We start from the raw sequence: 14,746 nt of genomic DNA, 5'->3' as shown, positions 1-14,746 counted from the left end.
ACATTGGTAAACTATTAGATTATTACATTAATTACACATCATAATTCAGCATCACCACGTTGGTGGTCGGGTGACACTGGCAGGTCAGCACATAGCCTCTGGCTACTTCTTCCTCGGTAAGCGCGTAATTCTTTTCCATGAAGACTTCTCCTTCCAGAACTTCGGCTTTACACGTACAGCACACTCCTCCTTTGCAGGCAAACGGCACCGGAAGATTGTCCTTTAATGCTTTATCTAAGATACTTTCTTTTTTTGAGTTAAGGTGGAATGAATACTCATCGTCATCAATGATCACCGTTACCATACTTTCGATATTGGCAATAGCCTTAAATTCATCGCTCATCTCTTCCGTATTTTCTTCATCCGGAGCAGTGAAATATTCAAACAAGACCTGGATGGCCGGTACTTTTTTATCTTTTTTCAGATAATCCGCCACACTTTTGATCATTTCCGAAGGGCCGCAGATGAAATAGGTAGCTTCCTTGACATCAATCTCAGGATGTCTTTCAAAAAGCTGTTCCAGTTTATCCGGACAGATCCTTCCTTCAAACAGTTCATCCTCATGCTTCTCGCGGCTTACCAGGTAAATGACTTTCAGCCTTCCGTTGAATTTCTGTACCAATGCTTCGATCTCCGCCTTCTTCATCACATGGTTCATGCTCCGGTTGCTGTAAAACAGATACGCATTGGAATCCGGTTCCTGATATAAACTTTCTTTGATGTTGGAAAGCACAGGACTGATCCCGCTTCCCGCAGCCAGTCCGATATAGGTTTTCACGTTGGTCGGGTGATACGAAGTATTGAAACCGCCCATTGGAGGCATTACTTCCAGCACTTCATCCATGTGAAGATGTTCATTGAAATAGCCGGAAACTTTTCCGCCTTCCAGCAGCTTAACCAATACTTCCAGCGTGTTGCTTTTTTCGCTGGGTGCATTGCAGATGGAATAAGAACGCCTTTCTTCATTTCCGTCGATCATCATACGGAAATTAAGATACTGCCCCTGCTTGAACCTGAATTTATCCTTCAGCTCCTCGGGGATTTCCACGGCTACGTTTACGGCATCCGCTGTATCTTTCTGAACCTTTACGGTTTTTAGTTTATAAAATGAATTCATTATCTTTTGAGTATTCTGTTGATTTTTCCTCCTTCGCATTTCGGCAGGCTGTCCTGAGCGTGAATCTTTACCGCTGTCGTAATGCCTACACGTTTTTTTATTTCGTTTTCTATATTTTTTCCGAATTTCCCGACAAAAGTAAGATATTCATCGGTATCATGCTGCAGTTGTGAGGTTTTTATAAAGTCATCATCAATTTCCACGTCGATATCCAGTGCTACGCACATTTGTTCTTTCTCTACCGGCGTCAGGTAATAATTAGGAACAACTCCCGGCACGTGCGAGAAGGCTTCTTCAATCTGGCTCGGATACACATTTACCCCTCTTACGATGAGCATATCATCTGCTCTTCCGAGGATCGGCTTCATTTTTACCATCGTCCGCCTTCCGTTTTCATCGTAGTACAGGCTTGTAATATCATTGGTCCAGTAACGCAGGAGCGGCATGGCTTTTTTCGTCAGTGTGGTAATCACCAGAACGCCTTCTTCTCCGAACGGAACCGGCTGCTTTGTAACCGGGTCTAAAATTTCAGGATAAAAATGGTCTTCCCAGATGTAAGAACCGCCTTTTTCCTCAAAGTCTTCCACTGAGACCCCAGGACCGATGATTTCGCTTAAACCATAAATATTTACGGCATGGACGCCCAAACGTTCTTCGATATGATGCCGGATGATTTCCGTCCATGGTTCTGAACCTAACACCGCATATTTCAGGCTGATGTCTTCCGGAGCAATGCCTCGCTTCGTCAGTTCGTCCGCAATCGTCAAAGCATAGGAAGGCGAACAGCACAGAACTTCGGGTTTGAAATCCATGATCAGGTCTACCTGCCTTGAAGTCATTCCCCCTGAAATCGGGAGGACACTCATGCCCAGCTTTTCCGCTCCGTAATGAAGTCCGAGTCCGCCGGTGAAAATACCGTATCCATAGGCATTATGCAGCTGCATTCCCGGTTGGGCTCCTGCAGCATTGAGTGATCGGGCAACCACTTCACTGAACAGCTCAACATCTTCTTTGGTATATCCCACTACCGTTGGCTTGCCTGTTGTTCCGCTGGAGCAGTGGATCCGCTGCAATTCATTCTTCGGAACAGTACATAACCCGAACGGATAGTGGTCTCTTAAATCCTGTTTGTACGTGATCGGCAGTTTAGCAATATCTTCAATGGACCGGATATCTTCTGGTGAGACTCCGGACTCCATGAATTTCCCTGCATAAAACTCCGATTTCTCATTAAGATACCGTACCAAATTAACCAGTCTTTCAGACTGTAAAGCCCTAAGCTGATCAAGCTTTAAATATTCCACTGAAAAATCCATATCAACTAAACTAACTAACATTTGTTAGGTGTAAATGTAAAAAGATTTTTTATTTCTGCCAAATTTTTATGATTTTCGTCATACGGAATATTTATTATTGAAGAGCAGGCATTTTAAAAACATAAGAAGCATGGGATTTTAAGATAGAGCTTTATACATATTTTAGAGCACATGAGAATAAATCAAAGATTTTAAAAGGTTTTGATAATGATCAATAGCAAATAGAAATTTACCATTACCTCTGTCATTCCGTAGGAATCCCGACCCAATGTTTCTAAGCTTTTCTCTAATACTATGTTTCGATTCCCACGGAATGACAAACAAACTGTTAAAGTGTTTACTTAAAAATAGAATTGAATTTAGCCTAAATTATATGTGATTATTTGTAAAAATCCGTGCGGATTTGACCAGAAAAAATTTAACCACAAAAGCAGCAAAAGATATTCATGCTGTTGGATAAAGCTTCATACAAAATGAGTAGAAGTGCACAAAAGTTTTTAAAAATCTTTGATTTTTTCTGGTATGTTATAAAAAAATTTCCAGCCTATATAAAAAAATCTCTCTGTGACTTATGTCTCAAAAATAAACGCAGAAATCTCCGTGAACTCTGTGGAAGAATGAAAAAGCCAACTTTAAACATTACGTTTTCCCAAAAGGCCAAACAGGATCTTATCCCTTATTTCATCGGTAATTTCTGTAGTGGATTCAGTGTTTCTTTTAAACCAGAAATAAGAATTGTTTAAGGTATGCAGAATAAACCTTGTCGTAAAAGACGGTGACCGGAGATCCCACTGCTCAGCTTCGTAAATATCGGAAATCAGCTGTTCCACTTCCTGCTGGTAATTTTTCCTGAGTTCTATGAATTCCGGAAGCCTCTCTTCCAGGTGCTTCCATTCATTGGAATAGATATGGGTTACATCACGGTTCTGAAGAACAACAGACAAATGTTTTTCAATAAACAGGTTGAGTTTTTCTTTCGGGGGAATATTCATGTTTTTTACCTGCTGAAGCTCATCGAAAAATTTCTGTGCAATGCCAAAACAGATCCATTCCAGGATTTCTTCTTTGGAACGGATGTGCGCATAGAGGGAAGCCGCCTTGATATTCAGCCGTGTTGCAAGATCACGTACAGAACTGCCCATATAGCCTTTCTCCTTGAAAAGCTCTACGGCAACCTCTAATATTTTCTTTTGTTTCTCTTTAAGTTCCATCAGGCAAAACGCAAAAATACTTAATTTGATTGTAAAACAGGATTTTGTAAATATGATTTTTAATAGCAGTTTCAAGTCTCATTGAACCGTACTCGATCACCATTTACAAATTATACATATTTGCCCTCCTCTCACCACAGGAATTTTAGACATACTTCATATTTTTATATTAGTATTATCTCATCACCTTGTGACGATTATTCCGGAAATTTTTAGTAAAAAACTAAGCAACCGGAAATTTTGTCAAGCATATCTCTGATTAAAATGAAAAATCCGGAAATTTTGTCCTTATTTTTTAAAAATTCAACAATTGAATGCTTTTTGCGATATAGTTTCCGAATTAAATGATTGAATACGATGGAAGGACATCAGAATTTAGGTATCATGTACTAATATTAATTCACAGGCTATGGTCTGAAATCTGATGTCTCACATCTATCATTTTTAACCAAAAAACAAACGGATATGAATTTAAACCAATATACTGTAAAATCACAGGAAGCCATCCAGGCCGCACAACAGGTAGCCATGGAGTTTGGCAACCAGAGCATTGAGCCTCAACATCTTCTTGAAGGTATTTTTCAGGTGGATGAAAATATTTCGCCGTTCTTACTGAAAAAGTCTGAAGCAGATGCTGCTTTGGTAAGAGAGCGAAACCGTGAAAACCTTGAAAAACTGCCCAAGGTACAGGGAGGGAATGTTTACCTCTCCCAATCTGCCAACAAAGTTTTGCTGGACGCCCCGAATATTGCAAAAAAAATGGGCGATGAATTTGTAACCATCGAACATTTATGGCTTTCGCTTCTTGAAACCAACTCAGAAGTTTCAAAAATGCTCAAGGATATGGGCGTTACAAGAAACCTGCTGGAAGGCGGAATTAAAGAATTAAGAAAAGGGAGTAAGGCAACTTCTGCCAGTTCGGAAGAGACTTACCAGTCCTTAAATAAATACGCAAAGAACTTTAACGAATTAGCTGCAGAAGGAAAGCTTGATCCAGTGATCGGGCGTGATGAAGAGATCAGGAGAGTACTGCAGATTCTTTCAAGAAGAACTAAAAATAACCCGATCCTGATCGGTGAACCCGGAGTAGGTAAAACCGCGATCGCCGAAGGGATTGCCCACCGGATTATCAGCGGCGACGTTCCTGAAAACCTGATGGATAAAACATTGTATTCCCTGGATATGGGAGCTTTGATCGCCGGTGCAAAATACAAAGGGGAATTTGAAGAACGATTGAAATCGGTGGTTAATGAGGTGATCAAATCCGACGGACAGATCATTCTTTTCATCGACGAAATCCATACTTTGGTTGGAGCCGGAGGTGGTGAAGGCGCAATGGATGCGGCCAACATCCTGAAACCAGCATTGGCAAGGGGTGAATTAAGAGCCATCGGTGCTACTACGTTGAATGAGTACCAGAAATATTTTGAAAAGGATAAAGCACTGGAACGACGTTTCCAGAAAGTAATGGTGGAAGAACCGGATACCGAATCGGCCATTTCCATTCTCCGAGGAATTAAGGACAAATATGAAGCCCATCATAAAGTAAGGATCAAAGACGAGGCGATCATTGCAGCCGTTGAAATGTCACAAAGATATATTTCCGACCGTTTCCTGCCGGACAAAGCGATTGACCTTATCGATGAAGCTTCCGCAAAGCTGAGAATGGAAATCAATTCCAAACCAGAAGAACTGGATGTTCTCGACCGAAAGCTAATGCAGCTGGAAATTGAGCTGGCTGCCATTTCAAGGGAAGGTAACCAGACTAAAATCGACCATTTAAAAGAAGACATTGCGAAAATTTCCGAGCAGCGAAATGAGATCAATGCTAAATGGCTGAAAGAAAAACAGAAATCTGAGGATTTAACCCAGATCAAAAAAGAGATCGAATCCCTTAAACTGGAAGCGGAAAGAGCTTCAAGAGCCGGAGATTATGCCAAAGTAGCTGAAATCCAATACGGGAAACTTCGGGAAAAAGAAGAAGAGCTTTCCAAGCTTGAACTGGAAATGCAGAACCATCAGAATGAATTGATCAAGGAAGAAGTAACTTCTGAAAACATTTCTGAAGTGATCGCAAAATGGACCGGAATTCCGGTAACCAAACTGCTACAGTCAGAAAGGGAAAAATTACTGAATCTTGAAGCAGAACTCCACCATCGAGTAGTAGGACAGGATGAAGCCATCCAGGCCGTTGCCGATGCGATCAGAAGAAACAGAGCCGGATTGAGCGACGATAAAAAACCCATTGGATCGTTCTTATTCCTGGGAACTACCGGGGTCGGAAAAACCGAATTGGCTAAAGCCTTAGCGGAGTTCTTATTTGATGATGAGAACAACATGACGAGAATTGATATGAGTGAATATCAGGAACGTCACAGTGTTTCAAGGCTTGTAGGTGCGCCTCCCGGATACGTTGGCTATGATGAAGGCGGACAGTTGACGGAAGCCGTTAGAAGAAGGCCTTATTCCGTAGTGCTGTTGGATGAAATTGAGAAAGCCCATCCGGATGTTTTCAACACCTTACTGCAGGTTTTGGATGACGGACGTCTTACTGACAATAAAGGAAGGGTAGTTAATTTCAAAAACTCAATCATCATCATGACCTCTAATCTTGGTTCGCATATCATTCAGGAGAATTTTGAAAACATTACTGATGAAAACCAGGACGAGATCGTTGAGAAAACAAAAGTTCAGGTATTTGATTTACTGAAACAGACCTTACGTCCTGAATTCCTGAACAGGATTGATGAAGTGGTACTCTTCCAGCCTTTAAGGAAAAAAGAAATCGGGAAAATTGTTCAGTACCAGTTGAGAGGGTTCAATGACATGCTTTCAAAACGCAACATCATTATGACCGCAACCCAGGATGCTGTAGATTACCTGATGAACAAAGGATATGATCCGGCCATTTGGAGCAAGGCCGCTGAAAAGAGTCATCCAGCAGGAAGTTTTAAATAAACTTTCAAGAGAGATCCTTGCAGGCAAAGTGAATGACGGAGACCGGATCACACTGGATTATTTCGAAGAAACCGGTCTGGTATTCAGGCCAACTGATTTATAAGTAGTTTTTTTTCATATATATTATTTTTGTAAGTAAGTGCTGCAGATTATATCGTCTGCCGCACTTATTTTACACCTGTATGCCTCATTGACAAATCACCTGCCCCTCCGTGAATTGCACAAGCTTCTATCCGGGAAAACACGGGTGTGATATCCGGGAAAATACCTAGTTTTTGAGATAAAAAAATTGCGACATTTGCGAAAACCGAAACTAAATAATAAACACTAAATATTAACTTTTTAAACTGACATTATGGACACAAATTCAAGTGGTCTGAATACCAATTCAGGACCTAACACACTACCTTACAATTTTATTAAAAACCTTATTGACAATTACAAGAACAATCAGCTGGTTTCAATCAACAATGACCAGAATATTGATGATGCGCATTCTGTTCATTTCGATCTGGCTGTACTGAAAAAGTTCATTGCCGATATTGAAAATGAGACAAAAAAAGTATTGCCTACAGTAACCGCCCAGCAACTTGGCGTGAGAATGTATTACGGAGCATATCCTGATACCAATCATTGGTCTATGGTAGATGGACAGTCTGTTCCTACCAATTATGCAGAAAAGCATACCGTGGTTATGGTTCCTACGCTGAAAATGCCGGACGAACAGGGACAAATCCTAAATTATGATTTTAATCCCCTGAATCCTGCTACTTATAACGCAAGTGCCAATATTACGGCAAGCTCAACTGGAACAGGATCCGGATCTGCAGATGTTTCAACGGATATATTAGCTCAAAACCATGGCGGATTGATTCCTCCGGGCCCAACTAAAGTTGAAAAATTTTAAGTTTAACTTTTTAAAGGATTTTTAAAATTACACTAATGACCGATTTCCAAAAAATAGCTTTCGATTTGATGTACTGGACAGAAGGATTAGCCGCTGTCATTGCGCTTATTTTCTACAGAAGTATCAAAAATCAGTATTGGAAATATTTTTCCCTGTATCTTGTTTTTATTTTCATTTGTGAATCAATAGGAACCTGGGCTGGGCACTTTATCACTTACAATAAAATTGCATTTTACAATTATTTTGTAATTCCGGTACAGTTTATTTTCTTTTACTGGCTGTATGCAGCGAAATCATTCAATAAAGAAAAGCTGTTTTTTGGATTATCGGCATTATACCTTATATCTTTCATCCCCAGTGAGCTTGTTTTCTTCAGAGAGAAAATCATGTTCTCACTTAATTATACATTAGGTTGCCTTATCCTCATGGTTTTAGTGATCATGGAGTACTACAAGCAGATTAATTCAGCAGATATTCTTAACTTTAATAAAAATAAAATGTTTTATATAAATTTAGGAGTAACTTTGTTTTATATTGGCACCTTACCTTTTTGGACTTTCCTGGATTTTATAGGGGAATACAGAAAGCTTTATAATATTTATTTTTCATATTTTTTAATTACAGGCGTCATTATGTATTTATTATTTTCAATTTCTTTTATATGGGGAAAACAGAGCTCGTAATTATTCTTATTCTGTTTAATACATTTTTTGTTCTTTTCGTCGTCGGCGCTATTGTCTATATCAAACAATATCAGCAGCGGAAAAAAGAGCATCTCAAAGAAATTGAAATTAAAAATGAAGTGCATAAACGGGAGCTGTTGGCCACGCAGGTAGAGATACAGCAGGCCACAATGCAGCAGATCGGGCGCGAACTCCATGATAATATCGGGCAAAAACTTACTCTGGTTAGCCTTTATACACAGCAGCTGCTTTATGAGGACAGGGTTCCCGAAGTGAGCGAAAGGATTGACCAGGTATCACAGATCATCAACCAGTCACTACAGGACCTGAGGAGCCTCTCGAAAACACTTACAGACGACTAATATCAACCAAAAGGAAATCTTAACCCTCATTCAGGAGGAAGTAGACAATACCAATGCCTTTAAAAGATGCCAGATCCATTTTGAACATAATGTGGAGCATCTTGATTTAGGGTTTGTCCATAAAAACATGCTGTTAAGGATTACCCAGGAGTTTATTCAGAACAGCCTTAAGCATTCGCGCTGTGAAAATATATCCATCCGTCTCATGACTTCAGATGCCAATCTCTGGGCACTTACCCTCCGGGATGACGGCACCGGTTTTGATACTTCCCATACGCTTTCCAATGGCATCGGACTGACCAATATGAAAAACAGGGCAGAAATTATCGGTGCAGATTTCAATCTGGAAAGCACACCTAATGAAGGGACGATCCTAACTATGACTTTAAAAAGACAACCATGAAGAAGACTATTGTACTTGTTGACGACCATATCCTTATTGCCAAAGCCCTGGAAGGCATTATCGGAAACTTTGCTGATTTTAAAGTCATCTACATTGCTGAAAACGGCAAAGACTTGATTCAAAAATTTGAGCAAAACAGCAAGATCCCTGATATTATTCTTCTGGATATCAGCATGCCGATCATGGATGGTTTTGAAACTGTACAATGGCTAAAGAAACACCATCCTGAAATAAAAGTGATGGCACTCAGTATGCAGGGAGATGATGCCAGCGTCATCCGGATGATCCGCAACGGCGCCAAAGGCTACCTGCTGAAAAACACCCACCCGAAAGACCTAGAGACCGCACTGATTAATCTGGACCGGGACGGATTTTTCTATCCGGAGTGGGCTTCCAAAATTATCATGTCTAACCTGACCGACAAAAATACACCCGAAAATACAGTAAGGATATCCGACCGGGAACGGGAGTTGTTGAGATATATCATCACCGAACTTAGCTATAAAGAGATTGCGGATAGGATGAAATGCAGTCCCAGGACCGTAGAAACCTATCGTGATCAGCTCTGTGATAAATTGGGTGTGAAAACCCGTGTAGGATTAGCAGTATTTGCTTTAAAGAATGGCTTTGCAGAATAAGTTCGAAAAGTATTGAGAGAAAAATTACCCTCCCACAAACCTCATTTCCGCCAAAAAACTTAATTACCTATTTTAAACTGTTATTGATTGAATAGTAAAAATAATTCATCAAAGACGTGATTTACTTGCGTATTAACTCCGAATATATTAATTTCATCAACACAATACAAAATATATGTTTATGAAAAAACTACTATTAGGAGCTCTAATGCTGGGCTTCATGTCTGCCTGTAACAGCGACAACATTTCAAACCAACACGAACAATCAGAAAATCTGGTTTCCTCAACCGGGGGTTCTGCGCTTCAGAGAGGCTGTGCTTCTGAAGAAATCAGAAAAGCTGCCCTTCAGAGCAGTCCAGAACTCAGGCAGCGCTTTTCAGCCTTAGAAGCCCAGACTGAAAAATTTGAAAACGATCTTAAACTGGGAAAAGTTTTATCAGACGGTAGTGTAGAAATTCCGGTAGTGGTAAATGTCCTGTACAGGACTTCCGCAGAAAACCTTTCCGACTCAAGGATTGCTGAGCAGATTGCAGTTCTGAATGCAGATTATGCAGGAACCAACAGTGATGTTTCTAAAATCCCTTCAGAATTTCAAAGTGTAAAATCCGGAGACGTGAAAGTAAGGTTCAGACTGGCCAATACCGTAAGAAAATCAACTACTAAAACAAGCTGGAGCACGAATGATGCTATGAAAAAATCTTCCAGCGGAGGAATTGACGCTACAAGCCCTTCCAATTACCTTAATATCTGGGTGGTAGGAAACATGGGGCAAATTCTGGGTTATGCCACCTTCCCTGAATCTGCAGGATTGTGGAATGACGGCGTAGTAATTGCGGCACCGTATTTCGGGAAAACCGGAGCTTCCTCGCCATTCAACCTGGGAAGAACAGCTACCCATGAGGTAGGTCATTACCTTAACCTGCGCCACATCTGGGGAGATGCCAATTGCGGAAATGACCTGGTAGCCGACACGCCTACGCAGACAGGAGCAAATTCCGGAAAACCAAGCTATCCTCTGTATAATACCTGCAGCGGCGTACAGAGATCTGTAATGTTCATGAACTACATGGATTATGTGGACGATGCCGCAATGTTCATGTTCTCTGCCGGACAAAAAGCAAGAATGCAGTCGGTAGTGGCTTCTTCAGGTTCGAGATCAGGATTAAGACTGTATTAAACAATCTTGCATATAAAAGAATAACCTTTTCATTTTGGAAAGGTTATTTTTTATTAATTTTTTTTAACTAAAAGTCATTATCTAGAAACCATATGCCTTGATTGCTTTTTGTTTCAAAGGGTTCGTACTCCATTCCTTCCATGTTCCGGTATAGGGATCATATCCGCATTTTAAAGGTTTTGAAATATCAAGCCCATCTTTCGTGTGGGTTTGTTCCGTATATGCTCTGCAATCGGTACAAACATAACGTAACTCACAATCTTTGCAGACTTCTATAGAATCTTTGGTAAGATTCCAATATTGTTTAAAGTCTTTATGGTTTACAGCCTCTTCCAAAGATATATTTTTTATATTCCCAAAATTCCGGGACATTAATGGACAGTTTTTAATATTACCGTCTGGATCTATTGATATTTTTTTATGAAGACACGAGTTATGGTTGATTGCTTCTAAAACCTTTGGAAGGTTGGTATTAAAATATTTCAAGTCCACTTTTCCACAGGAGTTAACATGTATCAGTTCCTGTATGAAGGACAGAGTAAATTTATAAGGATAAAATCCTTCTCAAGCGAAATAAGCCAACGTATAACCTCATTTGTTGTACTTTCGTGATCCTCAGAAAATTATAAGCATCATGCTAATCTTTAAAGTAATCCTTATAAATTTTTCTGCTATATTTTAAACTTGGCATTCCAATCTTCTTACGATTATTGTTCACTTTTACACTATCTGAAATGAGCATATTACTAAATGTTCCGTACTCTTGTCCTCTGCCTTCAATAAAAGCTCTCTTATCGATCATAGCAGCATAGTCATCAGGAGTGCATTCACCTGTTTTTACATAATGTAAAATTTTTTCTTTAAAATAGGGATACAATACATTATTGGTACTTGCCATATGATTTAACATGTTTCCCATAGGCATAAAAATATCATTGTTGCCCCAAAGTCCTATTTTTTGAAGTGATGGATATCCATAATGAGAAATAGTCCATGCAATTAATTGAGCATTTTTCTTATCATTAGCTGTTTGTAGTCTTTCAATATATTTAGGCATTCTAAATTCCTGATTTCTAAAAAATGCTGTAGAAAATGAATCTACCAATATTTTATTTAAGCTCTTCTTCCATTCACCTACCCGGCTCTCTACTGCAATACTATCTATTCCATATTTTTTATATAAAGTAAAAAAGTCATTATCCATTCTGTTATATTTCCAGTTAGGAGCAACTAAAGCAATTAGCTTATATAGACTTTCTTTTCCTCCAAAATCCCGATTATATTTATCAGACAGAAAAATGTAAGTTTCATATTCTTTTATAAGATATGAATTATGAGGAGGATATTTTTTAAATAATTTCTGATACATTGTAAGAGCAGTAATAGTATCATTATCTATACGATAAATACTGTCTATTTTATTGACTTTATTAAGGTAAGTGATATAATTATACCTATTTTGGCAGGAAAATATAATAAAGAAAATGATAAGGAAAAAAAAACTTTTGTTCATATCAAAATTATTGATGGGATTCGATTAGTTAGCAATTAATTTTTCCAATATTTTTTTTGTATACATTTCGTTTCCAACAGGAACAAAACTTATAAAATTACCGTCTTTATCCAATATAAAACTTGTAGGATAGGAAAACACTTCCATTTTATGTAATAAATCTTTTTGATTGGATAAGTTGATAAAATTAAACGGAGTTTTTTCCAAAAATCTCTTTACAAGGTTTTCATTGTCAAAGGTGATGGCTATAAAATTTATCTTATTTTTATATTCCTCCTGGAGTTTATTCAAATCTGGGATTTCAGCAACACACGGACTACAATTAATAAACCAACAATTCACAAAATAAGGTTTTGAGTGGTCTATATTTTTGTTAGACCTGATACTTTTAAGATTAGTGAAATCAACTTTCTTTTTAAATGTTTGTTCAGAATAAGTTTGATAATCAAAAAAATATCCTGAAGTGTTTGCAGATTTAATTTCTAAACGAGGCAAAACAAAAGTGCTGTCATTTTTCTTAAAAACCAAAGCTATACTTTCTGTAAGTTTTCCTTTTATAGAAATACTGTCTTTAAAGTTTTTATAGCCTTTTTCATCAAAAATTTTATTTCCTGCTATGCGATAATACTTATTTTGAGAGAAAACTAAAATTATGGATAAGGTAAAAAAGAGAGAAAATATATTTTTCATTTTTAATCATGCTTAGTGTTTAAAATAATCATTATGAATTTTTCTACTATGTTTCAAACTGGGCATTCCTATTTTTCTGCGGTTTTTGTTTACCCGTATACTATCCGATATAGATAAATCATTGAACGTTCCATAATCACATTCTCTGCCTTCACTGTAAGCTCTTTTATCAATAAGAGCTGCATAATCTATAGGTACACATTCGCCTGTCTTTACATACTTTAATATTTTTTCCTTAAAATATTGGTATTGTTCTTCATCTGCCATGTGATTTAAAAGATTTCCCATGGGCATAAAAATGTCGTTGTTACCTAAAAGACCTATTCTTTGAAGAGATGGAAACCCATAATTTTTGAAAGTCCATATCAACAATTTAGCATTTTTTGCATCATTTAAATTTTGTAATTTACTGTTATATATAGGTGTCCTAAATTCCTCATTCCTGAAAAATGCTATGGAAAAAGAATCTATCAATCTTTTATTTAAGCCTTTTTGCCACTCAGCAACTTTATTTTCTACTTCAATACTATCTATGCCATATTTTTTATATAGAGCAAAAAAACCTTTATCCATTCTATTATACTTCCAATTCGGAGCAACTAAAGGAATTAATTTATATAGGCTTTCTTTTCCTCCAAAATCAAAATGGTATTTGTCAGAAAGTTTTATATAATTTTGATATTCTTCAATAAGATATGAATTGTGAGGCGGGTATATTTTAAAAAGTTTTTGGTACATTTCAACAGCAGTGACGGTATCATTGTTCATACGATATATGCTATCAATTTCGTTCACTTTGTTGAGGTAAGTAATATGATTCATTTGTTGAGGTTTTCTGATATTACAGGAAAACACAAGGATAATAATAAAAAAGAAAAAAAAACTTTTTTGCATGAATTAAAATTTTAATGACAAGAGTATAAATTAACTAAGTTTACAGATAGAAGCGTAAAAATGAGGCTTTTTTAAAAGTAAAACAGCCTCATTGTAATTTAGTCTTTTAGTGCGGATTATGATGTTGTCTTTGGTATTTCAGTTCCGCAATCATCTGTTAGAGAAGTTTGACGTTGAATCCAAAAACGTTATCAACATAAGTATCTATATCAGCACAATTATAATCACTGCAAGAAGCTTTCCTTGTCACATTATTACTTGACTCTCCACCAAGTATAGAACTCAATTTTGATAATTTCTTGTTTTCTAAAGAAGAAAAATTTTTCTTCATTCCATGTAATTTTTTATCGTATTTTTTTTATTGTTTTTGCACTACTATTGATATCCCAAAAATATCATAGAGCATTGAACTAAATATCAGGTTTTTATGTGAATATACTACATTTGCTATTCATAACTATAACACAATGATCAAAACAAAACTTATTAACGTAAGAAAAGCAAAAGAATTCGCACAGGGAGCGATGGCTAGAGAATTACATATGACACAGTCTCAGTATCAAAGGAGAGAGAAAGGAGAAATTATGATTTCTGATCCTGAATGGGAGAAAATGGCTAAAATATTACATATGAATATAGAAGATATAAAGGAAGATGAACCTGGCAAAGTTGTAAATAATCTTGAAAATAATAAAGTAAATTATTTTGGAAGTAATAATTACTTTTACAATATTCCTGAGTTCATTTTAGAAAATCAACAGGATTATATCAATTTATTAAAAAAAGAAATTGAAGAACTCAAAGAGGAAAACAGGACTTTAAAAGAAAAATTAAAGGACATTTAACTAAAAAGCCGCTCTGAAAATTTCACAGCGGC

At 37.4% G+C, this 14,746-nt stretch carries 13 protein-coding genes and 1 pseudogene; 7 read left to right on the top strand and 7 right to left on the bottom strand.

What is annotated here, in order from left to right; genetic code table 11:
• Positions 1-31 precede the first annotated feature (31 nt).
• The 3 genes from QE404_RS19040 to QE404_RS19030 form a co-directional block, all read right to left on the bottom strand.
• Positions 32-1,117: a 2Fe-2S iron-sulfur cluster-binding protein gene (locus QE404_RS19040; RefSeq protein WP_294304689.1), complete on the bottom strand. Its 1,086-nt coding sequence runs from the start codon at positions 1,115-1,117 to the stop codon at positions 32-34.
• A complete protein-coding gene (locus tag QE404_RS19035) occupies positions 1,117-2,433 on the bottom strand; it encodes a phenylacetate--CoA ligase family protein (protein ID WP_307453434.1) in 1,317 nt (438 codons plus the stop codon). The genes QE404_RS19040 and QE404_RS19035 overlap by 1 nt, the downstream gene beginning before the upstream one ends.
• A gap of 632 nt (positions 2,434-3,065) precedes the next feature.
• Positions 3,066-3,644, bottom strand: coding sequence for a TetR/AcrR family transcriptional regulator (locus QE404_RS19030; RefSeq protein ID WP_307453201.1), 579 nt, complete (start codon positions 3,642-3,644; stop codon positions 3,066-3,068).
• A gap of 465 nt (positions 3,645-4,109) precedes the next feature.
• Here QE404_RS19030 and clpB point away from each other — a divergent pair.
• The 6 genes and pseudogenes from clpB to QE404_RS19000 all read left to right on the top strand — a co-directional run bounded on the left by clpB (position 4,110) and on the right by QE404_RS19000 (position 10,772).
• Positions 4,110-6,705, top strand: a pseudogene (gene clpB, locus QE404_RS19025) (ATP-dependent chaperone ClpB).
• Between the two features lie 252 nt (positions 6,706-6,957).
• Positions 6,958-7,509, top strand: a complete 552-nt coding sequence (locus tag QE404_RS19020) for a hypothetical protein (RefSeq protein WP_307453198.1) — start codon at positions 6,958-6,960, stop codon at positions 7,507-7,509.
• Positions 7,510-8,170: 661 nt separating this feature from the next.
• Entirely contained in the window at positions 8,171-8,554 is a 384-nt protein-coding gene (locus QE404_RS19015; RefSeq protein ID WP_307454078.1) for a sensor histidine kinase, read from the top strand.
• A 127-nt stretch (positions 8,555-8,681) separates the two neighbouring features.
• Positions 8,682-8,957, top strand: a complete 276-nt coding sequence (locus tag QE404_RS19010) for a sensor histidine kinase (RefSeq protein WP_307454075.1) — start codon at positions 8,682-8,684, stop codon at positions 8,955-8,957.
• The gene (locus QE404_RS19005; protein WP_307453195.1) at positions 8,954-9,595 is read left to right on the top strand and encodes a response regulator transcription factor; all 642 of its coding nucleotides are present in this window, start codon (positions 8,954-8,956) and stop codon (positions 9,593-9,595) included. Before QE404_RS19010 ends, QE404_RS19005 begins: the two co-directional genes overlap by 4 nt.
• Positions 9,596-9,776: 181 nt before the next feature.
• Positions 9,777-10,772 carry a zinc metalloprotease gene (locus QE404_RS19000; RefSeq protein ID WP_307453193.1) on the top strand — a complete coding sequence of 332 codons (996 nt, stop codon included), beginning with the start codon at positions 9,777-9,779 and terminating at the stop codon, positions 10,770-10,772.
• Positions 10,773-10,853: 81 nt separating this feature from the next.
• Here QE404_RS19000 and gwsS read toward each other — a convergent pair whose 3' ends face one another.
• The 4 genes from gwsS to QE404_RS18980 form a co-directional block, all read right to left on the bottom strand.
• Positions 10,854-11,300 carry a grasp-with-spasm system SPASM domain peptide maturase gene (gwsS, locus tag QE404_RS18995; protein WP_307453432.1) on the bottom strand — a complete coding sequence of 149 codons (447 nt, stop codon included), beginning with the start codon at positions 11,298-11,300 and terminating at the stop codon, positions 10,854-10,856.
• A gap of 109 nt (positions 11,301-11,409) precedes the next feature.
• A complete protein-coding gene (locus tag QE404_RS18990; RefSeq protein ID WP_307453192.1) occupies positions 11,410-12,285 on the bottom strand; it encodes a hypothetical protein in 876 nt (291 codons plus the stop codon).
• 24 nt (positions 12,286-12,309) lie between these two features.
• Positions 12,310-12,975: a TlpA family protein disulfide reductase gene (locus tag QE404_RS18985; protein WP_307454072.1), complete on the bottom strand. Its 666-nt coding sequence runs from the start codon at positions 12,973-12,975 to the stop codon at positions 12,310-12,312.
• A gap of 12 nt (positions 12,976-12,987) precedes the next feature.
• Positions 12,988-13,869 carry a hypothetical protein gene (locus QE404_RS18980; RefSeq protein ID WP_307453188.1) on the bottom strand — a complete coding sequence of 294 codons (882 nt, stop codon included), beginning with the start codon at positions 13,867-13,869 and terminating at the stop codon, positions 12,988-12,990.
• 467 nt (positions 13,870-14,336) lie between these two features.
• Between QE404_RS18980 and QE404_RS18975 the strand changes: the two genes are divergently transcribed.
• On the top strand, positions 14,337-14,714 hold the full coding sequence (locus QE404_RS18975; RefSeq protein WP_307453187.1) for a helix-turn-helix transcriptional regulator: 378 nt from the start codon (positions 14,337-14,339) through the stop codon (positions 14,712-14,714).
• The last annotated feature ends 32 nt before the right edge of the window (positions 14,715-14,746 follow it).

The organism is Chryseobacterium camelliae (assembly GCF_030818575.1).
GTDB lineage: Bacteria > Bacteroidota > Bacteroidia > Flavobacteriales > Weeksellaceae > Chryseobacterium > Chryseobacterium camelliae_A.
The sequence above is the reverse complement of the archived record's forward strand: the minus strand, read 5'-3'. Positions and strand labels throughout refer to the sequence as shown.

Bases quoted from the DNA above. Each gene is read 5' to 3' on its own strand.
- QE404_RS19030 (WP_307453201.1), bottom strand. From the start codon at position 3,644: ATGGAACTTAAAGAGAAACAAAAGAAAATATTAGAGGTTGCCGTAGAG.
- QE404_RS18990 (WP_307453192.1), bottom strand. From the start codon at position 12,285: ATGAACAAAAGTTTTTTTTTCCTTATCATTTTCTTTATTATATTTTCC.
- QE404_RS19015 (WP_307454078.1), top strand. From the start codon at position 8,171: ATGGGGAAAACAGAGCTCGTAATTATTCTTATTCTGTTTAATACATTT.
- QE404_RS19020 (WP_307453198.1), top strand. From the start codon at position 6,958: ATGGACACAAATTCAAGTGGTCTGAATACCAATTCAGGACCTAACACA.
- QE404_RS19000 (WP_307453193.1), top strand. From the start codon at position 9,777: ATGAAAAAACTACTATTAGGAGCTCTAATGCTGGGCTTCATGTCTGCC.
- QE404_RS18975 (WP_307453187.1), top strand. From the start codon at position 14,337: ATGATCAAAACAAAACTTATTAACGTAAGAAAAGCAAAAGAATTCGCA.
- QE404_RS19035 (WP_307453434.1), bottom strand. From the start codon at position 2,433: ATGGATTTTTCAGTGGAATATTTAAAGCTTGATCAGCTTAGGGCTTTA.
- QE404_RS18980 (WP_307453188.1), bottom strand. From the start codon at position 13,869: ATGCAAAAAAGTTTTTTTTTCTTTTTTATTATTATCCTTGTGTTTTCC.
- QE404_RS19040 (WP_294304689.1), bottom strand. From the start codon at position 1,117: ATGAATTCATTTTATAAACTAAAAACCGTAAAGGTTCAGAAAGATACA.
- QE404_RS18985 (WP_307454072.1), bottom strand. From the start codon at position 12,975: ATGAAAAATATATTTTCTCTCTTTTTTACCTTATCCATAATTTTAGTT.
- QE404_RS19010 (WP_307454075.1), top strand. From the start codon at position 8,682: ATGCTGTTAAGGATTACCCAGGAGTTTATTCAGAACAGCCTTAAGCAT.
- QE404_RS19005 (WP_307453195.1), top strand. From the start codon at position 8,954: ATGAAGAAGACTATTGTACTTGTTGACGACCATATCCTTATTGCCAAA.